The organism is Asticcacaulis aquihabitans (assembly GCF_032490435.1).
Taxonomy (GTDB): Bacteria; Pseudomonadota; Alphaproteobacteria; order Caulobacterales; family Caulobacteraceae; genus Asticcacaulis.
Genome location: NZ_JAVGWM010000003.1, coordinates 411570 through 436753, shown reverse-complemented (window position 1 = coordinate 436753; position 25184 = coordinate 411570). Strand labels below are relative to the sequence as shown.

General features: G+C 60.0%; 21 protein-coding genes. 10 read left to right on the top strand and 11 right to left on the bottom strand.

Going from position 1 to position 25184, the window contains the following annotated elements; genetic code table 11:
• Positions 1-73: 73 nt before the first annotated feature.
• Together RCJ00_RS12705 and uxaC are read left to right on the top strand one after the other, a co-directional pair.
• Positions 74-1174: a LacI family DNA-binding transcriptional regulator gene (locus RCJ00_RS12705; protein ID WP_316222333.1), complete on the top strand. Its 1101-nt coding sequence runs from the start codon at positions 74-76 to the stop codon at positions 1172-1174.
• A 92-nt stretch (positions 1175-1266) separates the two neighbouring features.
• Positions 1267-2679, top strand: coding sequence for a glucuronate isomerase (uxaC, locus tag RCJ00_RS12700; protein ID WP_316222331.1), 1413 nt, complete (start codon positions 1267-1269; stop codon positions 2677-2679).
• Here uxaC and RCJ00_RS12695 read toward each other — a convergent pair.
• Positions 2676-3542, bottom strand: coding sequence for a sigma-70 family RNA polymerase sigma factor (locus tag RCJ00_RS12695; RefSeq protein ID WP_316222330.1), 867 nt, complete (start codon positions 3540-3542; stop codon positions 2676-2678). The two genes, uxaC and RCJ00_RS12695, sit on opposite strands and share 4 nt — an antisense overlap.
• A 54-nt stretch (positions 3543-3596) precedes the next feature.
• Positions 3597-4049, bottom strand: a complete 453-nt coding sequence (locus RCJ00_RS12690; protein ID WP_316222329.1) for a carboxymuconolactone decarboxylase family protein — start codon at positions 4047-4049, stop codon at positions 3597-3599.
• Positions 4050-4223: 174 nt separating this feature from the next.
• Here RCJ00_RS12690 and RCJ00_RS12685 point away from each other — a divergent pair, with 174 nt between their 5' ends.
• Complete coding sequence (locus RCJ00_RS12685; protein WP_316222328.1) at positions 4224-5060, top strand: 2-keto-4-pentenoate hydratase; 837 nt, start codon at positions 4224-4226, stop codon at positions 5058-5060.
• Positions 5061-5073: 13 nt separating this feature from the next.
• Positions 5074-6072, top strand: coding sequence for a PfkB family carbohydrate kinase (locus tag RCJ00_RS12680; protein WP_316222327.1), 999 nt, complete (start codon positions 5074-5076; stop codon positions 6070-6072).
• 23 nt (positions 6073-6095) lie between these two features.
• Here the strand turns inward: RCJ00_RS12680 and RCJ00_RS12675 are convergent, their stop codons facing one another.
• A complete protein-coding gene (locus tag RCJ00_RS12675; protein ID WP_316222326.1) occupies positions 6096-8024 on the bottom strand; it encodes a M1 family metallopeptidase in 1929 nt (642 codons plus the stop codon).
• Between the two features lie 187 nt (positions 8025-8211).
• Entirely contained in the window at positions 8212-10026 is a 1815-nt protein-coding gene (locus tag RCJ00_RS12670; RefSeq protein ID WP_316222325.1) for a DEAD/DEAH box helicase, read from the bottom strand.
• A 639-nt stretch (positions 10027-10665) separates the two neighbouring features.
• Between RCJ00_RS12670 and RCJ00_RS12665 the strand changes: the two genes are divergently transcribed.
• The gene (locus RCJ00_RS12665) at positions 10666-11076 is read left to right on the top strand and encodes a hypothetical protein (RefSeq protein WP_316222323.1); all 411 of its coding nucleotides are present in this window, start codon (positions 10666-10668) and stop codon (positions 11074-11076) included.
• Between the two features lie 146 nt (positions 11077-11222).
• Here RCJ00_RS12665 and serA read toward each other — a convergent pair whose 3' ends face one another.
• Positions 11223-13145 (bottom strand): phosphoglycerate dehydrogenase, encoded by a 1923-nt coding sequence (gene serA, locus RCJ00_RS12660; RefSeq protein WP_316222322.1) that lies wholly within the window; start codon positions 13143-13145, stop codon positions 11223-11225.
• A gap of 210 nt (positions 13146-13355) precedes the next feature.
• Between serA and RCJ00_RS12655 the strand changes: the two genes are divergently transcribed.
• From RCJ00_RS12655 to RCJ00_RS12640, 4 genes are all read left to right on the top strand, one after another.
• Positions 13356-14258: an Hsp33 family molecular chaperone gene (locus tag RCJ00_RS12655; protein WP_316222321.1), complete on the top strand. Its 903-nt coding sequence runs from the start codon at positions 13356-13358 to the stop codon at positions 14256-14258.
• Positions 14259-14261: 3 nt separating this feature from the next.
• Entirely contained in the window at positions 14262-14840 is a 579-nt protein-coding gene (locus RCJ00_RS12650; RefSeq protein WP_316222320.1) for a nucleoside deaminase, read from the top strand.
• A gap of 81 nt (positions 14841-14921) precedes the next feature.
• The gene (locus RCJ00_RS12645) at positions 14922-15938 is read left to right on the top strand and encodes a retroviral-like aspartic protease family protein (protein WP_316222319.1); all 1017 of its coding nucleotides are present in this window, start codon (positions 14922-14924) and stop codon (positions 15936-15938) included.
• A gap of 134 nt (positions 15939-16072) precedes the next feature.
• Positions 16073-16858, top strand: coding sequence for an alpha/beta fold hydrolase (locus tag RCJ00_RS12640; protein WP_316222318.1), 786 nt, complete (start codon positions 16073-16075; stop codon positions 16856-16858).
• An 8-nt stretch (positions 16859-16866) separates the two neighbouring features.
• On the opposite strand, the gene phoB is transcribed toward RCJ00_RS12640, so the two are convergent.
• From phoB to proB, 6 genes are all read right to left on the bottom strand, one after another.
• A complete protein-coding gene (phoB, locus tag RCJ00_RS12635; RefSeq protein WP_023456332.1) occupies positions 16867-17556 on the bottom strand; it encodes a phosphate regulon transcriptional regulator PhoB in 690 nt (229 codons plus the stop codon).
• A gap of 11 nt (positions 17557-17567) precedes the next feature.
• On the bottom strand, positions 17568-18266 hold the full coding sequence (gene phoU / locus RCJ00_RS12630; protein WP_316222317.1) for a phosphate signaling complex protein PhoU: 699 nt from the start codon (positions 18264-18266) through the stop codon (positions 17568-17570).
• Positions 18267-18389: 123 nt separating this feature from the next.
• Entirely contained in the window at positions 18390-19892 is a 1503-nt protein-coding gene (locus RCJ00_RS12625; protein ID WP_316222316.1) for a sensor histidine kinase, read from the bottom strand.
• A gap of 182 nt (positions 19893-20074) precedes the next feature.
• Positions 20075-21142, bottom strand: coding sequence for a glycosyltransferase family 4 protein (locus RCJ00_RS12620; protein WP_316222315.1), 1068 nt, complete (start codon positions 21140-21142; stop codon positions 20075-20077).
• Between the two features lie 34 nt (positions 21143-21176).
• Entirely contained in the window at positions 21177-22451 is a 1275-nt protein-coding gene (locus RCJ00_RS12615) for a glutamate-5-semialdehyde dehydrogenase (RefSeq protein ID WP_316222314.1), read from the bottom strand.
• A gap of 110 nt (positions 22452-22561) precedes the next feature.
• Entirely contained in the window at positions 22562-23689 is a 1128-nt protein-coding gene (gene proB, locus RCJ00_RS12610; RefSeq protein ID WP_316222312.1) for a glutamate 5-kinase, read from the bottom strand.
• Between the two features lie 97 nt (positions 23690-23786).
• Between proB and thrC the strand changes: the two genes are divergently transcribed.
• Positions 23787-25178 (top strand): threonine synthase, encoded by a 1392-nt coding sequence (thrC, locus tag RCJ00_RS12605; protein WP_316222311.1) that lies wholly within the window; start codon positions 23787-23789, stop codon positions 25176-25178.
• The last annotated feature ends 6 nt before the right edge of the window (positions 25179-25184 follow it).

The window sequence follows — 25184 nt, the reverse complement described above, 5'->3', positions numbered from 1 at the left end:
CATTTACCCGTACATTGACAATAGTCAACGCCATTTCGAAATTCATCATACAACATAATCAAAAAAACGCATCATGGCAAAACTTTCCTTCCCCGCCCAAACCTCGCGCGAGCCCGCCGCGAAGGACGCCGTCGAAGATTTCCTGAAACGCCGCAAAAAGGCGACCATCAACGATGTGGCGCATCTGGCGCAGGTTTCCAAAAAGACTGTATCGCGCGTCATCAACAATTCGCCCAGTGTGCGCGAGGAAACGCGTGACGCCGTAAACGACATTATCGCCCGTGTCGGCTTCCGTCCGGACCCGCAGGCGCGCGGCCTGGCGTTCCGACGGTCATTCCTGCTTGGGCTCGTCTACGACAATCCCAATGCGCAATACATCGTCAATATGCAGATGGGGGCGCTCGATGGCCTGCGTGGCTCGGGTACGGAACTGGTCGTTCACCCGTGCGACTGGCGCAGCGCGAACTTCCTGGAAGACATCCGCAACTTCGTCGAATCGCAACGTCTGGCCGGAGTCATCATCCTGCCGCCCATCGCCGAAGATCGCGACCTGCTGGCGCTGATGGACCAACTGGACATACCCTATATCCGCATCACCGCGCGGTCGGGCGAAGACGCCTCCCCGCCCATCCATGCGCAACAAATCGTGTCGCGCGACCGTGAAGGCTGCCGTCAGGCCGGCGCCCATGTCGGCGAACTGGGCCACACGCGCATCGGTTACGTCAGCGGCAATCTGGCCTACCCATCGGCCCATGAACGCCGCGCCGGCTTCGACGCTGGCCTGGCTGAGCACGGCGTGAAAATCGCGCCGGATCTTGAAGTTCCCGGCGACTATAGCTTCGAGTCCGGCTATGCCGGCGCCCGTACCCTGCTCAGCCACGCCAATCCGCCGACAGCCCTGATCTGTGCCAACGACGAAATGGCCGCCGCTGCCTATCGCGCCGCCTTTGAAAAGGGGCTGCGCATCCCGGAAGACCTGACCATCATCGGTTTCGACGATGCGCCCATCGCCACGCGCATCTATCCGCCGCTGACCACGGTTCGCCTCCCTACCCGGGACATGGCGCGCATTGCCGCGGAGACCCTGATCCAGACCGAGGGCACCGTGAAGCCCACCGTGATAATCGACGCCGCCCTGGTCGTGCGCGGGTCATCCGGACCGGCGTCGCGCTGATATTTGGTCAGATCATCATACGAATAATGGTTGTCAAACCCGGCACCAGCGTCTACCTGTACGCCGCATAAACACGCCACCAAGGTTGCCAGATGCCCAAGCCCCTTTCGCTTCATGCCGATCGTCTGTTCTCGTCCGATCCCGCCCACCGCGCCATTGCGCGCGAGTTATATGCCAGCGTAAAGAGCCTGCCGATCCTGTCGCCGCACGGCCATACCGATCCGTCATGGTTCGCCGACAATCAGCCGTTCGAAAACGCCACGGCGCTGTTCCTGAGCCCCGACCACTACATCTACCGCATGCTGTACAGCCAGGGCATCGACATGGATGCCGTCGGCGTCGGTTCCAAGGCCGGCCCGTCCGCCGCCGATCCCCGCAAGGCATGGCACATCTTCGCGGCCAACCAGCATTTGTTCCGGGGCACGCCCACCTATATGTGGATGTCCTATGTCTTCGCTGAAATCATGGGCTTCGACGTTGCGCTCGATGAAACGACGGCCGATCTGTATTTCGATCGCATCGGCGAACTGCTGGCCACGGCCGACTATCGGCCGCGCGCCCTGTTTGAGCGTTTCAATATCGAACTGCTGGCCACGACCGAAGGGCCAACCGATACTCTGGAACATCACCAGAAAATCAAGGACTCCGGCTGGAAGGGCCGCGTCGTTACCGCCTATCGTCCGGACCCGGTCATTGATCCCGAGCACGAGGATTTCCACGACAAGCTCAAGCTATTCGCCGACCTGACGGGCGAGGATGTCCATAGCTGGAAGGGCTATCTGGCCGCACATCGCAAGCGTCGCGACGTGTTCAAAACCTACGGCGCCACGTCGACCGACCACGGCCACCCCACCGCTCAGACAGCCAATCTGTCGCATTCGGATACTAAGGACCTGTTCCACCGCATCCTTAAAAAGCATGTGTCGCCAGAGGACGCCGAACTGTTCCGTGCCCAGATGCTGACCGAAATGGCGCGCATGTCGCTCGACGACGGCCTGACCATGCAAATTCACCCGGGCTCATTCCGTAACCACAACAAGCAGGTCTTCGACGCCTATGGCCGCGACAAGGGCTGCGACATCCCTCTGCCGACCAACTATGTCCACGCGCTCAAGCCTTTGCTCGATGTCTTCGGCAACGAGAAGGCCCTGACCGTCATCCTGTTCACCCTGGACGAAACCAACTATTCACGCGAACTGGCGCCGCTGGCCGGTCACTACCCGATCCTTAAGCTCGGCCCCTCCTGGTGGTTCCACGATAGTCCCGAAGGGATGACGCGTTTCCGCGAGCAGGTCACCGAAACGGCCGGTTTCTACAATACGGTCGGCTTCAATGATGACACGCGCGCCTTCCTGTCCATCCCGGCGCGCCACGATGTCGCCCGCCGCATCGACGCCAACTTCCTGGCACGCCTGGTGACCGAACATCGTCTGCCGATAGAAGACGCAGGCGAGGTCATTCAGGACCTGACCTACAATCTGCCCAAGGCGGCCTACAAGCTCTAATTCAAGCGGGTCAGCTTATCCGGGTTACGCTGGAACCAGACGGCGCGAATCTGTCCATCTTGGATTTCGACGCTCATCACGTCGGTGTAACCATCGGCATGCGTCGTCAGCAACGACATCGCGCCGTTGACGCGGTCGTATCGCAGGCGCGCCGTCGTATGATTGCGGAATTTCTGATAAATCCCCGCCATGAAGGCGCCGACGCGACGCGGTCCTTCGAGGATGTTTATAGCAGCCGATATCTTGCCACCCCCGTCTGAATACAGTTTCACGTCCTGGGCCAGCATGGCTTCGAGCGCGGCGACATCTCCGTTTTGCGACGCCGTGACAAAGGCTTCGAGGTAGCGCCGTTCATCGTCCGGCGCCACCTTGAAACGGGGACGGCTCGCCCTCACGTGGGCCCGGGCGCGCGACGCCAGTTGGCGGCAACTGTCCTCGGACCGGTCCAGCGTCGCGGCGATATCCGCGAATCCGATATCGAAGACATCGTGGAGCAGAAAGCTGGCGCGTTCCAGCGGCGTCAGGCGTTCAAGGGCGTAGAGAAGGCCCATGGAGAGGTCATCGGCGAGTTCAGTGGCCGATGGCGCGCCGGTGAAATCACTTATGTCGTGCAGGGGCTCAGGCAGCCACGGACCGACATAGTCGACACGTGTCCGATGCGCCGACTTAAGCACATCCAGGCAGATACGCGTGACGATACGAGTCAGATAGGCACGCTTGAAGGCGATCCCGGCCGGGTCGGTATCACGGATACGCAGGAACGTATCCTGCACGGCGTCTTCCGCCTCGGCCATCGTGCCCAGCATGCGGTAGGCGACGCCCAGAAGGTATCTGCGCTCACCTTCAAACCATTCAGCGTCCATGGCTACTCTTTCTCTGAAGAAGCCGGAGTCCGGCTGCGGACTCCGCTAAAGATATCACGCCGCCTTATCCGCTGCATGCAGGAAGCGCATGGAGATGGCAATCCGATTCCAGGCGTTGATCATAGCGATGCACAGGGTCAGGTCGGCCATCTCCTTGTCGCTGAACTCCGCCTTTACCTGGGCATAGGTCTCATCTTCGGCGCGATCTTCAGCAATCCGCGCCAGAGCTTCCGCCCATGTCAAAGCGGCACGTTCCTTGGCCGTGAACATGCGTGATTCCTGCCAGGCATTGAGGATGTTGAGGCGGGCATCCGTGTCGCCAGCCTTCAGCGCCTCTTCGCGATGCATGTGCAGGCAGAAGGCGCAGCCATTGATCTGCGATACGCGCAGCTTGACCAAGCTCATCAGTTTCGCATCGAGGGCGCCGTGCAGATAGGTTTCGACGGCGGTCATGCCGTTATATCCTTCGGCAGCCAGGGCTGCGACATTCAGACGATTGAAATTCATGATAGTCTCTCCTGTGTGGGTAAAAGAGAGACGAGCCGGCCTGTCGAGTTGTGACATCACCCACTACTTTTTTGTAATCAGGTACGGATGCAGGCCTTGGCTGGCATTTTGCTGTTGATCATGACACCGGTATCAAATAGGTTCCGCCCAACCAGAAAAGTAAGGTAAAGCCAGATGACGCATGCAGATATCGCCCACCGCTTTGTTACCGCCCGCAAGACCGCGGCGGCCCTGGTCGAATATCCCGGCGATATCCCTGAGGCGATGGCTGATTCGTACCGCATACAGGACGCTGCCCTCGATGCCTGGCACCAACCGCTCGTCGGTTGGAAGATCGCCCGCATCCATCCCGATTTTCAGGCCCGGCATGGCGAACGCATGGCTGGTCCCATATTTGCCAACACCTTGAAAGACTATAACGGCGAAGAACTGGTCTATCCCGTATTTACCGGCGGATTCGCGGCTGTCGAGGCCGAATTCGTACTGCGCATCGATCACGACGCCGATCCGGAAAAAACAGAATATAGCGAGGAAGAGGCCCTGCGCCTGTGCGACGCCCTGTTCGCTGGCGTCGAAGTGGCCGGTTCCCCCTTCCCCAAGATCAACGAATTAGGACCGACCGTCACCGCGTCGGATTTCGGCAATAATTTCGGCGAAATCCTCGGCCCCAAGCTGCTGGAAATCGATTCCGACACCACGCTAGATACTGTGTCGCCGGACGCGCTGAAAAATTTCAAATCGAAGACCGAAATCGACGGCCAGATTGTTGGCGAAGGTGGGTTGTTCGTCATGCCGGGTGGACCGTTTCAGGCGCTGGCCTGGCTGGCCGGGCATCTGGCGCAACGCGGCCGTCCGCTCAAACGGGGGCAACTGGTGTCCACCGGCCAAACCACGGGCGTGCACAGCATTGCAGCGGGTCAAACTTCTGTTATTACGTTCTCGGGTATCAAAGATGCGCAAATCCGCCTGCGCGTCGAACCTTTGACCGCCCGCCATACTGAAATCGCCTGATCGAGGAACACCCATGTCCAAGAGCTTTGTTTGTTTCGGCGAACTGCTGATCCGCCTGAGCGTTACCGGCGGGCATGTCCTGGAAGCGCTGGCACCGCTTCAACCGGTTGTCGGCGGCGCGGAAGCCAATGTCGCCGTGGGTCTGGCGCGGTTGGGACATGATACCCGAATGGTCAGCCGGGTGCCGGACAATGGCCTGGGCACAGCCGCAATCAACGAATTGCGCCGGTGGGGCGTCGGCACGCACGACATCACCCGCGGGCCGCAGCGCATGGGGCTCTACTTCCTGACGCCCGGCGCGATTCATCGCCCGTCAGATATCGTTTACGACCGTGCCGGCTCTGCCTTTGCGGTCGCCGACTTCAGCCAGCTCGACTGGCCCGCCCTGTTGCAAGGCGCCAATTGGCTGCATGTATCCGGCGTGACGGCGGCATTGGGGGAAAACTGCGTCACCGCCGCGCTCAACGCCATGCAGCAGGCGCGCGCGCTAGGCGTCAAGGTGTCGTTCGATTGCAATTATCGCCCAAAACTGTGGGCCGATTGGGGCGGCGACGCGCCGGCCTATATCATGCAACTTATGGCCCAGGCCGATCTTATTTTCGGCGGCTATCGCGATATCGAACTGGTTTCGGGTCTACGCTTTGCCGATGAGCGCGCCGCTGCCGATCATGCCTTCGCCAGCTTTCCGCATCTGGAGCGTCTGGTGTGCACACGCCGCGAGCAGATCAATGTCGATCACAATCGCCTGACCGGGTTGATGTATCTACGCGACCGGTCGCTGGAAACCGACACCTATAGTATTGAGCGCATCGTCGATCGCATAGGCGGCGGCGACGCGTTTGCCGCCGGTGTCATGCACGGCCTTCTGACCGGTGCGACGGATGAAAAGGCCTTGGATTACGGTATTGCCTGCGCCTGCCTAAAACATGCCCAGCCGGGTGACGCCAGCCTGGCGACCCCGGCCGACCTGGACGCCTTCCTGAGTGACGATGGCTTCGACGTAAAGCGCTAGGCCGTCACGTCAGTCTCGAGCGTCTACTTCACGATATCGTCCACGGTACCGCGCGTAACGTCGTGATAGCCAGGCCTGGCGTCGGCATAGACCGACTTCGCCATAGTAACGCCCCACCCCGGCTGTGCCATCAGGCTCTTGTAAAGCGGTACGACATACTTCCGGCGGCCTTGCGCCAGAAGGAACTCACGCACCGCCGGCAAAGCGGGTTGGTACTGATGCTTGATCGCCTGTTGCAGCCAGGCAAACAGGATTTCCGAATTGTGGGACTTGCTGAACCCATAGACCGCGTCAAGGTCCGCCATCTGGTCGGGAGACAGGTTGTCCGGCAGATGCGTCAGGAAATATTGCCACTGCGGGGAGCTATAGCCCTGGACGCTAAGAGATTTCGCCGGCGTACCTTCCATGAAGGCCAGTATTTGTGCCGATACTTCGTTGAGCGCTTGCGAGGTCGGCGCAACCGCATTGTCCGGCATGCCCTTGTCGTACAGCCACTGGCGAATCTTGAGCTGCCTTTCCAGGTCACTGTCGTTATGCAGCAGGTGCGTGCGCAGATCGACCAGGAAAGCGTCCGTGGTCATGCTTTGGAAGGCGAAGCGCTGGAAATACCCCTTCAGATAGGCATCCAGTTTCTTGCGGCCGAAATGGGCCTCCAGCATACGCAGAAAGGCCGCACCTTTTTCATAGGGCACATCGCTGAAATAATCGTCCGGATCGATATTGCGCAGGTCCGGATGCAGGCGTGTGAAATCCGATTTACCGCTGTCGTTGAGGTCCTTGAGCGTCGCTTGCAGGTCTTGCCAGCCAAGCACGCGCAGCATATCGGCGCGGTCCTTGTCGTAAACCTCTTCCATGATGCGGCTTTCGAAATAGACCGTAAAGCCCTCATTGAGCCAGAAGTCTTCCCAGGTCGCATTGGTGACCAGGTTGCCGGACCAGCTGTGCGCCAGTTCATGAGCAATCAGCGACACCAGCGACTTGTCGCCCGCCAGGATGGTTGGCGTCGCAAAGGTCAGGGTCGGGTTTTCCATGCCACCGAATGGGAAGGACGGTGGCAACACCAGAACATCGTAGCGTCCCCATCTATAAGGCCCGTACAGCTTTTCCGCCGCCTCCAACATGGCCTGCATATCGGTGAATTCGGCTTTCGCGGCCGCCAGCGTCGCCTTTTCGGCATAGACCCCTGTGCGCGAGCCTTCGGATTCGAAACCCAGATCACCGACCGCAAGGGCGATCAGGTAGGGCGCCACCGGCTCTTTCATGTCGAAGCGGTAGGCTCGCTGACCGACATGGCCCTGTACTTTTTCACCCTCGGGCGTCAGACGTTCGGCGCTCATGACCGCCATCAGGTCGCGCGGCACGACAATGCGCGCAGTATAGGTCTGGCGGATGGCTGGCGAATCCTGAGTCGGGATCCAGGTGCGGGTGTGAATTTCTTCGCCTTGGCTGAACAGGAAGGGCAATTTCTTGCCGGCGGTCTGCTCAGGCGACAGCCATTGCAGCGCTGTGCCGTCCTTGGTCGTCTTGTACTTGACGACGATCTTCTGCGCCCCTTGCGGTAATTCGATCGTCAACGGCTTGCCCATCATGGCATTGCCCTTGCCCAGCGTGAACTTCAACGGCGATCCCGAGGCATCGGTGACCGCCTCAATATCGAGCGCGCGTGTGTCGAGTATGACCTGTTTGGCATTGGCTTCGGTGATCAGGGTCAGGGTCGCCGTGCCCGCCAGGGTCTTGGTCTGGAAATCAGCCGTGAGGTCGAGATCGACATGGCTGACCCGCGCCTCCTGCGGGCGGGCATAGGAATGCGGATCGACGGTTTTGGCCACGATCGCCATCGGCGCGTTGTCTTCCGGGGTCTTGCGATCGCACGAGGTCAACAGGGTAGCCGCGCTCAATGTCATGACGACGGCAAGGCTTGCGAACAGGGCCTTCGCGGCTTTGGCTGTCATGTGGCGGATGTCCTCAGAGCATTGCGTACGGCGTATCCGCACATGTCTATTAAAGGCGAAAACTATACATCACACAACCGTGAAAATAGCACAAGAGCCGCCCGGCGCAACCGCCGGACGGCTCTCGATGAACAAATTGAATTCTCACGCGTTTTGCCCGCGTTACAAATTCAATAGGCGACGTGCATTAACCGCGATTGCGGCGCTTGAACTGCGCGCCTTCGGACTTCGGACGCGGCGCTTCGCTATAGTGGTTGCGGTCTCCGCCAAAGGCATTCTTGCCGCTGGCATTGTCCTTGCGGGCCTGCGGCTTCTTGCCACGGAAATCGGCCGGTTTTGCCGGACGATCGCCACGGAATTCCGGCTTCGGCCCACGCTCGGTGCGACGTTCCGACGAATGCGCTCCACGTTCGGCCCTCTCTTCACGGGGCCTATCTTCACGTGGCTTGAATTCGCGCGGCGCATCAGCGTTGCGGTCTTCCCATGGCTTCTTCCGGCCCTGGGGCTTGCGGTCAGCGAAATCCTTCTGGCCGCCAAAAGCCGGACGCTCGGAGAAATCCTTCTTGACGAAGGGCTTCTTCGCGCCGGCCGGAGCCGCCGGACGTTCGGCCGCCATCGGATCATAGTTGGCGGGGCGTTCAGCAAAATCACGCTTCTTGGCGCCGTACTTGCGATCGGCAAAGGACGAACCGCCCTCGCGACGGTCGGTGCGTTCCGAACGGCCCGGACGGTTGCGCTGACGCTTGTGGACGAATTCGGCATCGCCGTCGATGTGGCGCGCTTCCTTCTTGGCCGGAATACGGTCGGGTGTAGTCGGCTTTTCAGCAACGCCGGACGCCAGCATGGCTTCGTCAAGCAGCTTCAACGCTTGATCCTTACGGCGGTCGAACGACGGGATGCGCTGGCGCGTCATGCGTTCGATATCTTTCAGCATCTTGCGTTCATCGTCCGAACAGAAGCTGATCGAGATCCCGGTCTTGCCAGCACGGGCGGTACGGCCGATGCGGTGGACATAGGCTTCCGACACGTTCGGAAGCTCATAGTTGATGACGTGCGAGACGCTGTCGACATCAATGCCGCGCGCAGCGATATCGGTGGCGACCAGGGCGCGCACCTTGCCGGCCTTGAAGGCCTGGAGAGCGCGTTCGCGCTGACCTTGCGACTTGTCGCCATGGATCGCAGCGGCTTCGATACCACCGGCTTGCAAATAGGCGGCCACCTTGTCAGCCGACCGCTTGGTGCGGGTGAAGACCAGGGTACGCGACAGCTTGTCTTCGGCGTACAATTCGGTCAGAAGGGCGCGCTTGCGCACCGCCTCGATGAAGATGACGCTTTGTTCGACGCGTTCGGCCGTCGTTGCTTCCGGCGTGACTTCGACCTTTTTCGGGTCTTTCAGCAGTTCGGAAGCCAGGAGGCCGATTTCCTTCGGCATGGTGGCCGAGAAGAACAGGTTCTGACGGGCGCCCTTGATGCGCGAAGCGATCTGGCGGATCGGCTTGACGAAGCCCAGGTCGAGCATCTGGTCGGCTTCGTCGAGAACGAAGAATTCGACAGCCGACAGATCGACGGTCTTTTGTTCGATATGGTCGATCAAGCGACCCGGCGTGGCCACCAGGATATCGAGACCGTTGTTAAGGGCCTTGTATTGCGGGCCGTATTTGGCGCCACCGTAGATGGTAGCGATCTGCAGGCCGGTGCCGCGCGAATATTGCGCGAAGCTGTCGGCGATCTGCGAAGCCAGTTCGCGCGTCGGCGACAGAACCAGGACGCGCGTCTGGCGTGCCACCGGCATCTTGCGCTCGGACAGCACCTTTTGCAGGATGGGCAGCGCGAAGGCGGCCGTCTTGCCGGTACCGGTCTGGGCGATGCCCAGAAGGTCATGGCCGTTCAGCAGGTGGGGAATGGCTTGGGCCTGGATCGGCGTCGGCGTGGTATAGCCGGAACGTTCCAGTTGCAGCAGCAGAGTGGAGGACAGGCCGAGATCGGAAAAGGTTTTGGTCACGTAAATCTTTCAAAAGCTTCGGGCTTCGCGAAAGCACACGCCTTCACAACGGCCCTTACCCGCATCTGTGCCATCACAGATCGGGAGGTGAGGGTCGAAGCGTTCGCGTGTCACGGACTTCGGTATTTTTGTCAGGGTCAGAAGGTCTGGTAAACCGTTCTTGGGAACTGGCGGTATGTACCTTTAAAAGGCATACCTCACGCGGCCAGATTAACGGCGAAACGCCGAAATAGTTATTTCGCATAAGCGAGAGCCGGTAAATGCCTGTTGCTCATTGAAAAGTCAAGGGTCGCCAGGAGATTTAAATCCACAGGCATTTTGCGGTCGCCGCATCTCTTTTGGGCACCTACTCATTTTTTATAAACTATCCGGCGCTAAAGTCTCCACCACAGCACGATTATATGCGCCTACTGCGAAGATATCCGTAGCGTGTTCGGCCCCGGCCAAACTCCATTGGCCTTCCTGAGTATCTGTAATGCGTCCGCTTAACGATCAGCCACGTGCACATGCCGTGGCACTAATACTTACATATTCAGACTGATGCCCATGAACACATCCTCGCGCCAGCCTTCGACGTTTAAATCCACCGCGCCAAACTTTCCCGGACGGTCGCAGCCGAGCAATGGCGTGGAAGTTATCATGCCCGATCAATACAGCGATCGCCGATCCGAACCCCGTCAGGCACGCGACGATACGGGGGTATTGCTGTTTCTCTCCGATAACCAGATCATCAACTGCCGTATCCTGGATTCGAGCGCCACCGGCGCCCGTGTCGCCATGGAAGCCCTGTCGCATATTCCATCCGAAATCTGGCTAATCGACCTGAATAGCCAAATGGTCAAACGCGGATCCGCCGCCTGGTCGATGGCGAACCGCATGGGTCTGAAGTTCAACTTCATTCAAAAATTGGCGCCGGGCGATGCGCGTCCGGCCAAGGTGCCTCAGGAAGTGTACGATGCATGGCTGCGTGTGACGAATGGCCCCGCGCAGGCAACACCGGAAGCACCCAAGCCCGAAGAGCCGGGCGATGACGTGCTCTATTTCGATTAGTCCTTTAGCGGCAACGCCCCAAATGGCGGGGCGCGACCAAACCATCGCCTAAACTTGACGTCGTGGACGATACGCGCCTGTCCGAATGCGGACGATATGCCGACCGATCCGTCTACTGGCTATTACAGACAGCCGACGCGAACGGGTTATTGCAGGGAACGGAACTTCAGCGTCCCATTGACCGCTTTCAATTCATCCAGGGCTTCCTTCGGATAGCCGCGGTCAACGTCCACGATAACATAGCCCAGAGTTTCGTTGGTCTTCAAATGCTGCGCCAGAACGTTCAGATCATGTTTGGCCATGATCTGGTTGATGGCGGCCAGTACACCCGGCACGTTTTTATGAAGGTGCAGCAAACGGTGGCGGCCTTCAACTTCCGACAACTGAACATGCGGCATGTTCACACTGAAGGTGGTGTCCCCGCGATTGAGGAAGTTCAGCAGGCGTTCGGATGCAAACTGTCCGATGGCTTCCTGGGCTTCCTCGGTCGAACCGCCGATATGCGGCGTCAGGATGAGGTTTTTCAAACCGATCAGCGAACTGACGAACGGATCGTCATTGGTGCGCGGCTCTTCCGGGAACACATCGACGGCTGCGCCATAGATCTTGCCCGATTGCAGCGCCTGGGACAGGGCATCGATGTCGACGACATGACCGCGCGACAGGTTGATGAACAGCGCGCCATCCTTCATGCGGGCGAATTGCGCCGCACCGAAGATATTCTTGTTTTCCGCACGGCCATCGACGTGGAGCGATACCACATCGGCTTCGCCCAGCAATGCGTCCAGCGAACGGTAACGTTTCGCATTGCCGAGTGTCAGCTTTTCCGCCAGATCGAAATAGATAACGCGCATGCCGAAGGCTTCGGCCAGGATCGACAATTGCGAGCCGATGGCGCCGTAACCGATGATGCCCAATGTCTTGCCGCGCACTTCATGGGCGCCGGTGGCCGACTTGTCCCACTTGCCACCGTGCATCTGCACTGACTTGTCGTAGATATTCCGTGTCAGGATGACCGTCAGGCCCATGACCATTTCCACCACCGAACGTGTATTGGAATAGGGCGCATTGAAGACCGCGATACCCTTTTGCGAACAGGCCTTAAGGTCAATTTGATTGGTGCCGATGCAGAAGGCGCCGACAGCCATCAGCTTGTCTGCGGCTTCGACCGCCTTCGCCGTCAGGTTGGTCTTGGACCGCAGACCCAAGATGTGCACGCCCTGCAACGCTTTGATAAGGTCGTCCTCATCCAGCGCCCCCTTCACGGTGGTCACGTCATAGCCCTCCTCACGGAAGGCGCGTATCGCTTCGGGGTGAATGTTTTCGAGCAGAAGCACCTTCAGCTTCGAGCGCGGGAAGCTGTAGCGGCCCTGATACCCTTCGGCATGCAGGACTTCGTCGAACGACACGGCGATATGCGCGGTATCGCCCGTGACGGCAGCGACTACCTTCGGGCGGGCCACGTTTTCGGTGAAGGCGTAGAAGCGCGAAGCCGCGCCGCCCTTGTACACTTCGAAATCAGTCCAGCCATCGCCGATCATGACGATATCACCGGTCAGGCCCAGTTGCCCGACAGCGGTAATCTTGCCGCCATCCTGGCTGAGCGGGTTAGCCTGATCGACGCCCGTCGCGACACCGTCTTCATTCCAGATCAGGCGGTTGGCCAGCACATATTCAGCAGCGATACCGTAATCAGCGACAACCGCATCGATAAAGTCGTGAAAACCGCCGGAAATAATCCGGAACTTGCCCGGGTTTTCCCCGAAAACCGCCCGGTTGCGTTCGATGGACACCGATACCTTGGTTTTTAGCACGTCTATAAGGGCGGCAATATCATCGCGCGTCGGCTTTAGAATCTGGACACGGCGGTTGAGCGCTTCGGCGAAGGAGATTTCACCGGACATGGCCTGATCGGTCAGGCTCTTGATAAGGGCGACGTCGGCCGCCCGGGCCGGATCGGCCGCAGACAGCAATTCCGCCAGGATATCGAGCGCCTCGACCGAGGTGAAGGTCGAATCGAAATCGAGCACCAGGGTGGCGAGGGTCGGTTGGGGGAAGCTTGCATTCATAGCGGTCACGCCTATCTAAGGGCGTCAAAGGCTCACAGGAGCCGTTCGCCCGGCTTTTACAGTCGCGCGCCAAATAAGATAAAAGTGCCCCCCGCACAACCGCCTTCGCCATTTATTATGGCATGTGGCGGCTTAATTCTTTAAAACTGTTGTCCAATGACCCAAAAGCCTGCAAAACCCGTAAATTCTGCAACGAAATCTACTGAGTTCATGCCCGATACCATCGACCCCACCGAAGACTATTCCGCCCGCTTCGTCATCGAGGCGCACCCTGTCCACGGGCGTGTGGTCCGGCTGGGCGACACAATAGATCAGATCCTCAAGGCGCACGATTATCCGCCGGTGATCGCCAACCTGCTCGGCGAAGCCTGCGTGCTGGCCGTGCTGGTCGGGGCGTCGCTGAAATTCGAAGGCCGGCTGATCCTTCAGGCTCAGGGCGATGGCGTCGTGCGCTATGTCGTGGCCGACTACGATACGCGCGGCGGCCTGCGTGGCTTCTGTCGCTTCGACCGCGCCGAGCTGGACGCCCTCATCGCCAACAACGAAAACAAGTTCCAAAGCCTGGGCGCCCAAAGCCTTCTGGGCAAGGGTACCTTTATTATGACGCTCGATCCGGAAGATCATGGCGAGCGGTATCAGGGCATCACCCCGATCGAAGGGGAAAGCCTGGCCCTGTGCGCCGAACATTACTTTGCCCAGTCTGAGCAGGTCCCTACCCAGATCAAGCTGGCCGTCAGCGAGACGTCCGGATTGGACGGGCGTCACTGGCGCGCCGCCGGCGCCATGATCCAGGCCATCGCTGCCGACGAAACCCGTGGCGAAACCAAAGAGTCCTTCCAGCATATCCGCGCCCTGTTCGAAACCCTGGGCGAGGAAGAGCTGACCGATTTCGACCTGTCCGCCGATCGTCTGCTTTATCGCCTGTTCCATGAGGACGGCGTAAGGCTATCGGCCCCGAAGCACATTCATAAGCTATGCCGCTGCTCCCAGGACCGTGTCGAAGGACTGGTGCAGTCCTTCAGCCCCGAGGAGCAGGCTGAAATGCTCGAAGCCGATGGCAAGGTGCACATCACCTGTGAGTACTGCTCCAAAACCTTTCTGGTCGGGTTGTAAATCATGGCCGGCTTCAGCTTTTCCACGCCCGCCTGGGTCGATGAGATCAATGAAGCCGCTCCGGTTTTCGCGACCATAGAGGCGCGTGCGGCTTTCGTGATCGAGATGTCGCAACGCACGGTCATGGAAGGCACAGGTGTCCCCTTTTCCGCTGCAGTGTTCGAAATGGACACCGGTCGCCTTGTCGCGCTTGGCGTCAACCTGGCCCTACGTGAGAAATCGTCCATCCTGCATGCCGAAATGGTCGCGATCTGCCTGGCCGAACGTCGGCTGGCCGGCGGTGACGTGCCGATCAGCGCCTGTGAGCTGGTCAGCAGTTCCGAACCCTGCGCCATGTGTGGCGGCACCATTCCGTGGACGGGGGTTCGGCGTCTTATCTGCTCCGCCCGCGCCGCCGACGACCGCCGCGTGCAGTTCGACGAAGGCGACAAGCGCGGCGACTGGGCAGACACATACCGGGGGCGAGGCATTGAGGTGATAACCGACGTTCATCGGCTAGATGCCGTAGCAGTGCTTGAGGCCTATACCACACCGGGCACTGACCTCTATGCCGCCCGCCAACGCGCCGGGCTCGGGCTCTGACCTGGGCCAGCATTGCACATCTTAAAAACAACGTTATGCTAATTCCCGGCCTGAAAATATAACGCGGCCGGGGAAACGTCCATGACCAGCCTATTCCGCCGTCCGTCGCGACGCGGCCTGATCGCCTGTACAGGCGCTGTGGCCATTACTGGTGCTCTGCGCACGCGCCACGCCTTCTGTCAGACGATAACGGCCACGCCACCACCCGGCGCGGATGCCGACCACGACACGGCCAATCTGGCCGCCGGCAGGGACCTCGCCAATCACCTGACGATCGACGTGCAAATCAATGGCCAAGGCCCGTATCACTTCGTGGTCGACACCGGCGCCGAAAGATCGGTCATCGCGGATAATGTCGCCGCGCGTCTCGCCTTACCTGCCGGCAGGCCGGTGACGATCGATGGCATATCTAAGCGCATCGAGGTACCGAGCAGTCATATAGACAGCCTATCCTTTGGCCCGTTCAACCGTACCGGTCTAGACCTGCCTGTGCTGCCGCGCGCTTCGTTGTTCGCCGATGGCTATCTTGGACTGGACGTTATCAACGGGACGCGTACCACCTTCGATTTCCAGCACCGCCTCATGCGCATAGAACAGCCGAAATCAAAGCCTAACGCACCCGGACGCGGCGTGGAATCGACACACATACGCACCAAGGGCAGCGATGGCCGACTGCGTATCATAGACTGCTTAGTCGATAACCTGTCCGCCACGGCCTTCATCGATACCGGCGCCGAGGTTTCGGTCGGCAATGTCGCCTTGATGACCGCATTAAAGGCGCGCAACCGCCAGCTTGTCTCCCGTGGCACGATGACGTTAACCGGCGTTACGGGCGGCGAATTCACCGGCGACATATTGCCGGTCAAACGCATCAGACTACAAGACCTGACCTTTACCGACGGCACATTGGTGATCGCCGACGTGCCGGATTTCAGTGTTTGGAAGCTGCGGCAACGCCCTGCCCTGCTGATCGGCATGGATTACCTGCGGCAATTTTCGGCCGTGACCATCGACTACCGCAGTAAGGAAATCCGCTTCGATCTCAGCCTCGCGCCGCCCAAACTCCTGCCCGGCGTAAAAATAGACCGCACGGCTTGATAGAAATATCGAAACCTTACGCGTAGGGCCATACAGCTGAGTTTCGCGCAAAGGCGGGCCGCCGCGAAACGCCCCAAACCAGTTCATGTCTAAACGCACGCCAGGCCAGGTATCAAATGCCACAAGACCGATCGATGATCCGATATCGTCAAGGCAACGGTCCTAAACTACTGCTCATCCATGGACTGGGCGGGACTTGGCAATCCTGGCGGTTGGTTCTGCCCCGGCTGACCTCTGCGCGAGAGGTGATTGTCATTGACCTGCCTGGCCATGGCGACACGCCGGTTGACGACGATGGCACCACGTTCAACGGGCTGACCGAATCGGTCGAACGTTTGTTAGACCGTGAAGGGTGGCAAGGAATTGATGTCGCCGGCAGTTCGATGGGCGGACGCATGGTGCTGGAACTGTCACGGCGGGGACGGGTCGGCGCTGCTGTGGCGCTCGATCCCGGCGGCTTCTGGCAGGGTTGGGAACGCAACTATTTTGATGCCAGTCTGATAGCGTCGGGACTTTTGTTGCGAGGACTGAAGGCAGGCCTGCCGGCCATGGTAAAAAATGCCTTCCTGCGCAGCCTGCTTCTGCTGCAACTGTCGGCGCGCGCTTCGTCGTTGCCATCCGATTTCGCAGCCGATGAATTGAAGCACTTCGCCGACACCGGAACCTACAACGCCTTGGTCACAGACCTGTACAACAGCCCGATGCAAACGGGACCATCGGCGGCGTCATCGGGTCCGGTCACTATTGGCTGGGGATGCCAGGATCGCCTGTGCCTGCCCGTTCAGGCCGAGCGGGCACTGGCCGCTTTTCCTGACGCCACGCTGCACTGGTTCGAACGATGCGGGCATTTTCCCATGTGGGACCAGCCGGAACAGACGGCAGACCTGATCCTGCGCCGCACGGCCCTGGGGACAAATTAGGGGAGATATTAGCCCTGAACGTCGAGCGAGTAACCAGCTGAGCGAACGGTACGGATCGGGTCGAAATCGGCGCCATTGTTCAGTGCCTTACGCAGGCGACCGACATGGACGTCAACTGTACGGGCTTCGACATAGACGTCATTGCCCCAAACGGCGTCGAGCAATTGTTCGCGCGAAAAGACGCGGCGGGGATACTGCATCAGGTAGTCGAGCAGCTTGTATTCCGTTGGCCCCAGATGGATATCGCGGCCGGCACGCTGAACGCGGTGGGACAGGCGATCAACGCTGATCTCACCGAATTCGACCCGGTCTTCCGACAGGGCCGGGCGAATGCGGCGCAGGACCGCGCGGATACGCGCCATCAACTCGACCATGGAGAACGGCTTGACGACATAGTCGTCCGCGCCGGTATCCAGACCGCGGATACGATCGGTTTCTTCCGAGCGCGCCGTCAGCATGACGATGGGTAGGTTGCGGGTCTGGGTCTGCTGGCGCACACGGCGGCAGACTTCGATGCCGGATACTTTCGGCATCATCCAATCGCAGACGAGAAGATCAGGCACGCGCTCCTTGATCATCACCAGGGCTTCGTCGCCGTCCGTCGCCAGACCGACTTCGTAGCCCTCTTTCTCCAGATTGTAGCTGAGCAGGGTCCCCAGCGCGTCTTCGTCTTCGGCAATGATGATGTAGGGCTTCATAACACTCTAATCTATTCCAGATTGCTCAGCGTATTGGCCTTCGGGCGGCTTTCGACATAGTCTTCGCCCGTCAGCTCGTAATTGATATGTTCGGCCATGTTGGTCGCGTAATCGCCAATGCGTTCCAGGTTCTTGGCCATGAAAAGCAGGTGCGTGCAGGCCGAGATGGTGCGCGGATCGCCCATCATGTAGGTCAGCAGTTCGCGGAACAAGGCATTGTAGTGTTCATCGACTTCGGTATCCGAAGCCCAGACGCTCTGGGCCAGGTCGGCTTTGCCGCCCTTATAGGCGTCCAGCACGTCGCGCAGACGTGACGACACCAGCTTACCCATCCGTTCGATGGAACGCGTCAGCGGCGTCATCGGTTCGGCTTCGGAAATGACCAAGGACCGCTTGGCGATGTTCTTGGCCAGATCGCCGGTGCGCTCCAACGCGGTCGCCAGTTTCATGGCGGCGACGGTCTTGCGCAGGTCCTCGGCCAACGGCTGACGCAGGGCGATCAGTCGGATGCACTTGCGCTCGATGTCCTTCTCCAGTTCGTCGAGCTTGTGATCGCGGCTGACGACGCTTTGCGCCAGGGCAACGTCGCGGCGGGCGACGGCTTCGACAGCTTCGGCAACCTGAGCCTCGGCCAGGCCACCCATCAGGACAACCTCAGCGGAAAGCTGGTCGAGTTCGTCGCCATAAGTCTTGACGATGTGATTGTTCATCTTGATCGGCACCTTGATATTCCCTGATCTGAAGCCTGACGCCATGGCGCCCGAATTGTCAGGAACTATAGCCCATTAGGCGGTTTTTGTGACAGTTTTATAATGGGCGGCGGAAAAAGGGGGTTAACCCGCATCCTTAAGCCCGACAGCGGTTTCGGAAACGATCAGATGCGGCGTCGGGGCATCGCCGAAGGCGCGCGTCTGGGGGAAGTAAGCACTAAAGGCGGTGAACGTACGGGGGGCCGGCTGCGCAATAGCGGCCACCTTACCGTCACGCTCAAGGATATCGTCCTGGCTCGCCGAAACTGGCCCCTGGCTTTCCACCACCAACCCGCCACGGTGACGGTTGATGATGTGCTTGACGATCGCCAGCCCCAGGCCGGTGCCCAGGCGGTCGCCACTTTTCTGGCCTTCGACACGATAGAAACGCTCCGCCAGACGCGGCAGGAATTCACGCTTGATACCTGGCCCTTCGTCGCGCACGGTAACGCGGGCATAGTGGTCGTGAACATTGCGGTCCGGGCGCAGCAGCACCAGCTTCGCCGCCTGTTTGTCGCTAAGCGAGGTGACCTGCGGCAGGGGTACGTCGAAGCAGACCGATATGCTGACTTGAGACTCGTTAGGCGCGTATTTAAGCGCGTTATCGACCAGGTTTTGCACAACCTGAAGAATCTGATCGCGATCACCGATAATGGGATAAAGGCCTGGACGCGGCGCATCGACATGCAGACGGACATGCTTCTGCTGGGCGATCAAAGACAGGCTGTCTGTGACATCCTTGACCGCCGAAACGAGGTCCGCTTCACCCGACGGCGGCACATGTTCGCTCATTTCGATGCGCGACAGGGACAGCAGGTCCTGAATCAGCCGCCCCATACGGTCAGCCTGGGCGCTCATGATTGTCAAAAATTTGTCACGTGCCTTTTCGTCGTCCTTTGCGGGACCACGCAGGGTCTCGATGAAGCCGGTGATGGAGGCCAAGGGTGTGCGCAGTTCATGCGAGGCGTTGGCCAGGAAGTCGGCCCGCATACGTTCCATGCGCCGTGCATCGGTTTCGTCGCGTATGACCAGAAGGGCGAGACGTTGGCCATCGGTGACGTTTTCCATAGGCAGCGGCGAGGAAAATGCGCGCCAGAACTGGTCACGGGCACCGCCGCTGGTTTCGAAATCGACGGAACCGCTGATGCCTCCGAACAGCGCCTCATCGACGCATTCCAACACTTCCGGCACGCGAATGGCGCCGACCAGCGGCCCACCATCGGCACGCAGATGAAAAACGATCTGGGCGGCGGCATTGGCGAAGATGACGCGCCGCGCAGCGATATCGTCGGGCTCATGGCCTGAAACGATCATGACCGGGTCGGGGACGGCGCGCAGCACTTCCTGAAAACTGGGCCCTTCGGGCTGGACCTTAACCTGCTTTTCCGGCGCCTTCAGCGCCTTTATACGCTCTTCGGCATCCCCGATCATCACCAGATATTTGACCATGGTGTAGCCAATGATCAGCAGCGCGACAAAAACCAGAAAGATATGAAGCGGCGGATAAAAAGCCATCGCAATCAGAACGGCGCACCCCAAGACGGTACCCAGTGGAATGAACTTCCAGACGCTTTGACGCTTGTCCATAAATAAGCCGAACTTTAGAGCGCTTCCCGATAAGGTGAGATTACCGCGCCAATGGCCCGGTCTTCGGACAGAAAGCGCGGCAAAACCAAAAACCTGTTAAACGTTCTGATTGTGACAGAAAGAACCTTGTCCATAAAGGGATTTCAAGACAGTTAAATGACAGCGTTTTCGCTCGGAAATCTCTAACGATTTACCGTCATGCGTCGGCGTAAGTCCGCCATCTGAGCAATACGTGTCGGTAGGGCGTGCGCGTGTCTGACATGCGCCTGCCCGTTTTGGGCCAGGGCCTTTCGTGTGTCCGGCGCGTCTATCAAGCCAGCAACGGCGGCAGCTATCGCCGCACCGGTGACCTCATCGAGAAAGAGGGCGTGCGCGCCGCTGACTTCACGCAAACCGCCGCTACCCGAAGACACGACCGCGCAACCGGCAGCGTGTGCTTCGAGTGCGGTGAGGCCGAACGGCTCACGCCACATCGACGGAATAACCGCAATCGCCGCGTGCTGCGTATGGTGGCGCACGTCCTCCAGGCTCTGATTTTTCAGAATAGACACCTGGTCAGCGATGGGCGCCAACCGCGCGACTTGCGCGTCTGCCCATGCTCCTCCGGCGGCAAAATCGCCAAGCAACAAAACGCCGCGCCACTCCGGATAGCGCGGCAACAGGTCCAGCAGACCGTCAATCATTGGCGCCAGGCCTTTTTCAGGCACGGTGCGGGCGCAAAACAGGATGGTCCTGTCCTTGTCGTCCGGATTGCCCGTCCAGTGGTCGATCTGGATCGGGTTGTGAATGGTGACGCTTTTGTCGGCCAGCCCCCTGAAATAGCTCAAGAAATCTTCACGCGTATCATCACTGACGAAGACCAGTGTCTTGAAGTAGCGCAGCCGGCGCGTCACGCGCCACGCATCGATACGGTTCTTTGGCGGCTTGACGTAGTTGTGGCGATAAAAAACAGTCGCTCGATCGCGGAAGGCCTTGGCGACCGGACGCAATATGGCGGCGCTTTGATGAAATTCGATAATGTCCGGATCGTAGGCGCGAAGGGCGGCAATGATGTCGCGTGAGCGGTGCCAGCTATTGGCGACCTCCACCACCGGAATGTCGCATCGGGCCTTGGCCCCCTTATCACAGATGACCAGCAACTGATCCTCCGGTGGCAATCCAGCCGCCAGAGTTCTAATTACCGTTTCAATGGAATGCGGGTAAAGCGCACAAAAGGCATAGACCGGCGGCAATACGATCGCGATTTTCATCCGTCAGGATCACAGGAACTAAAGGCCACCGGAACTAAGGGCGGGTTTGGCCGTCACCCCGAACAACATATTTGAAGGTGTTCAACTGTTCGACACCTACGGGCCCGCGCGCGTGCAAACGATCCGTCGATATGCCGATTTCAGCGCCGAACCCAAATTCGCCGCCATCGGCATACTGCGTCGAGGCATTCCAGATGACAATAGCGGAATCGACCGCGTTCAGAAAAGTTTCGGCCGCAACGGCATTTTCTGTGATGATCGCTTCGGTATGGCCGGAACCATAGGTCTTGATATGGGCGATGGCGGCATCGATCCCGTCAACCACCCGGATAGCGATGATCGGCAGCAGATATTCCGTACGCCAGTCCTCTTCGGTTGCCGCCGCCATGGGATACAGGCTCTGCGCCGTCGCATCGCCGCGCAGTTCGCAGCCGGCCGACGCCAGGGCCGCTGCCACCTGGGGCAATAGGGCATCCGCCACGGCCGCGTCGATCAGAAGGGTTTCCGTGGCTCCGCAGACCGACACGCGACGCATCTTGGCGTTCAGGGTGACGCTGACGGCCTTTTGCGGGTCGGCATCGGCGTGAATATAGGTGTGATTAAGCCCCTCCAGATGGGCCAGAACCGGAGCACGCGCCTCTTTTTGGACGCGGGCCACCAACGATTTGCCGCCGCGCGGAATGATCAGATTGATGGCACCGTCAAGGCCACCGAGAATAAGGCCCACCGCATCCCGGTCGGACGTCGGCACCAGTTGCACGCAAGTATCAGGCAGACCCGCAGCGCGGAATCCATCTTCGAAGGCCGCATAGATGGCCATTGCCGAATTCAGCGCTTCCGAGCCGGTGCGCAGAATGGCCGCATTGGACGATCGGATGCACAGAGCCGCCGCATCGGCGGTGACATTGGGGCGGCTTTCGTAAATGATGGCAATGACGCCGATGGGCGTGGACACGCGTGCGATATCGAGGCCGTTAGGCCGCGTCCAGCGCGCCAGTTCGCGCCCGACCGGATCGGGCAGGGCCGCAACCTCTTCCAATCCCCGGGCCATGGCTTCGACGCGCGCCGGATTAAGGATAAGGCGCTCGATCATGGCGTCGGTCAGCCCCTTGTCGCGGGCAAACTGCTGATCTGTCACGTTTGCCGCCAGGATCTGCGCTTCACGACTGCGGAGCGACCGGGCGGCCTCCAGAATGGCTTTCGTGCGGACGTCCGGGCCGGCCAGACGCAGGGCTTCCGCGCCGGCCTTGGCTTTCGCGGCCATGGCGGTCATCAGGTCAGTCAGGGATACGGCGCTTTGGTCGTCCATCGGAAGGCTCCTTCTTCAGGGCCTATATAGCGCAAATGCCGACAATTACGACCGTTTCATCGGATATTATCCGCTGTGGCCCGCACCAGCGCGCAACCGAGTGTAGGCGCTTAGACCAACACCATATCATCGCGGTGGATGACTTCGTCGCCGGCCGTATAGCCCAACAAACTTTCGATATCCTTGCTGGTGCGGCCCCGGATGAGGCGGATGGCCGCGGCGGAATAGGTGACGATGCCGCGCGCTACTTCGGCGCCCGATGGCGCCACAATCGATACACTGTCGCCCTTGTCGAAGGCGCCGACGACATCGACGATACCGGACGGCAAAAGGCTCTTGCCGTTGTGCAGAGCGCGCACCGCCCCTTCGTCGAGCATCAGCTTTCCCGCCGGGACCACCGTTCCAGCTATCCACGACTTATAGGCTGCCGTCGCTGAGGATTGAGGCCTTATGACGGTGAATTTTTCGATGCTGGACAACGGGCGGATCGTCTGGCCGAAGGCGATCAGGGTGGCGCAACCGGCCGACCCGGCAATCTTGGCGGCGGCGATCTTGGTGGCCATGCCGCCCGTTCCCACCCCGGCCTGCTCATTGGCACCGCCAGCCATGGCTTCGATCGATGCATCCAGCTTTTCGACCACCGGAATGTGCTGCGCTTCCGGATTGCGACGCGGATCATCCGTGTACAGACCATCGATGTCCGACAGGAGAATAAGCACTTCGGAGCGGATCAACTGCGCTGCCCGCGCGGCCAGCCGGTCATTGTCGCCATAGCGGATTTCTTCGGTGACCACCGTATCATTTTCGTTGACGATCGGCACGCACCCCATGTCGAACAGCGTATCGACCGTGGCGCGCGCGTTCAGCCAGCGCCGGCGCTTCTCGGTATCCTCGCGCGTCAGCAAAACCTGAGCGGTTTTTAGCCCGACCTGAGAGAAGGCCGCCTCCCAGGCGCTCATAAGGCGGGGCTGCCCGGCAGCGGCAGCGGCCTGCTTTTCGTCCAGTTTCAGCTTGGCCCGCTTCAGGCCCAGATAGCGACGCCCCAGCGCGCCGGCGCCGGACGACACCAAAAGAACCGATCGCCCCTCGGCCCGCAGATCGGCGATATCGCGCGCCAGCCCCAGCATCCAGGCAGCATCCGCCACGCCGGTCGCGCTGTCGACAACCAGGGCCGAACCGACCTTGATCGTGATGCGGCGGGCATTTGCCAGCACGGATTTTAAAGCCTCGGATGTCATCAGGGGTTTTCTAACCGGACGTAAAGTGTTAGGGCGCGCTTTTACGGACAAGGACCGGCTTAAGCAAGCGATTGTTCAGCGGGAAAATGGTAACAAAATGAACTATATAGGCACACGCGGTTTTCGTGAACCCCGGACTTTCGCCGGCGCTCTGCTCGATGGCCTGGCGCCCGACGGCGGCCTCTATGTGCCTGAAACCTATCCTGTCCCGGACTTTGACCTGAACGCCGCTTCGGCCGGTGATTACGGCCTGCTGACGGAAAAGCTGCTGACCCTGTTCGGCGTCGACGTCCTTGGGGCCGATGCCGTGCAAAAGGCCGCCACCCGCACCCGGGCCGCCTTCCTGAACAGCGCCGGCGAGACGCCCCTGGTCCAGGTCGAAGACAATCTGTGGATCCTGGAGCTATGGCACGGGCCGACCTTGGCCTTCAAGGACATGGCAATGCAGATGATCGCCCCTTTGACCGATGCGGCCCTGGCACAACGCGGTGAAAAGTTGACCTTGGTCACTGCCACCTCCGGCGACACAGGCGCGGCGGCGGTGCGCGCCTTCGCGGGATCAGAGCATGTCCGGCTGGTCGTCTTTCATCCGCTTGGCCGCGTCTCGCCGGTCCAGCGCTTGCAAATGACGACGGTAGAAGCCGACAATGTCCTCAATATCGGCGTCGAAGGGGATTTCGACGACTGTCAGCGCATGGTCAAGCGCTTGCTGGGCGAAGAGGAATTGAAGCAGTACGGCCTGATTTCATCGGTCAATTCGATCAATTGGGGCCGTCTGCTGGGTCAGGTGCCCTATTATCTCGCCGCCGCGGCCGCATCGGGCGCCGCTCATCCGGAATTCGTGGTGCCCACCGGCAATTTCGGCGATGCGTTCGCCGGCTGGGTCGGCCGCAAGATCGGCGGCAATGTCGGCCATATCCACGCCGCCGTGAACAGCAATGATGCCCTCGCCCAGGCCATCAATACCGGCCACTATGTCCGCCGTCCGGCCGTCGAAACGGCGTCGGTGTCGATGGACGTTCAGGCGCCGTCGAATTTCGAACGCCTGATCTTCGAAGCCTCCGGCCGTCAGGCGGAAGGCACCAAGGGGCTGTTCGACAATTTCAACGCCACCGGCAAGGTCTATATCGCGCCGGATCTCCAGGGCGCGCTGAACGCCCAGGTGACGGCCAGCTCCATTTCCGAAGGCGAGACAAAGGCAACCATCGCCTACGCCTACAAGAAATGGAACCGGGTCATTTGCCCGCACACCGCCGTGGCCGTGGCCGCCGCCCTCAAGCGCGGCCTGGGCCAGGCTGTCCCGCAGATCGCCCTGTCGACCGCCCATGCCGCCAAGTTCCCGGATTTCGTGACATCGGCCCTGGGCTTTGCGCCCGAGGTGCCGGAAGCGATCCAGAAACTGCACGGCCAAAAGGAAACCATCCACTCCATCCGCAACGATGAGTTCGCGGCCATGGAGGCCGTCAAAGCGTTTCAGCGCCGCGCCTAACGGCAG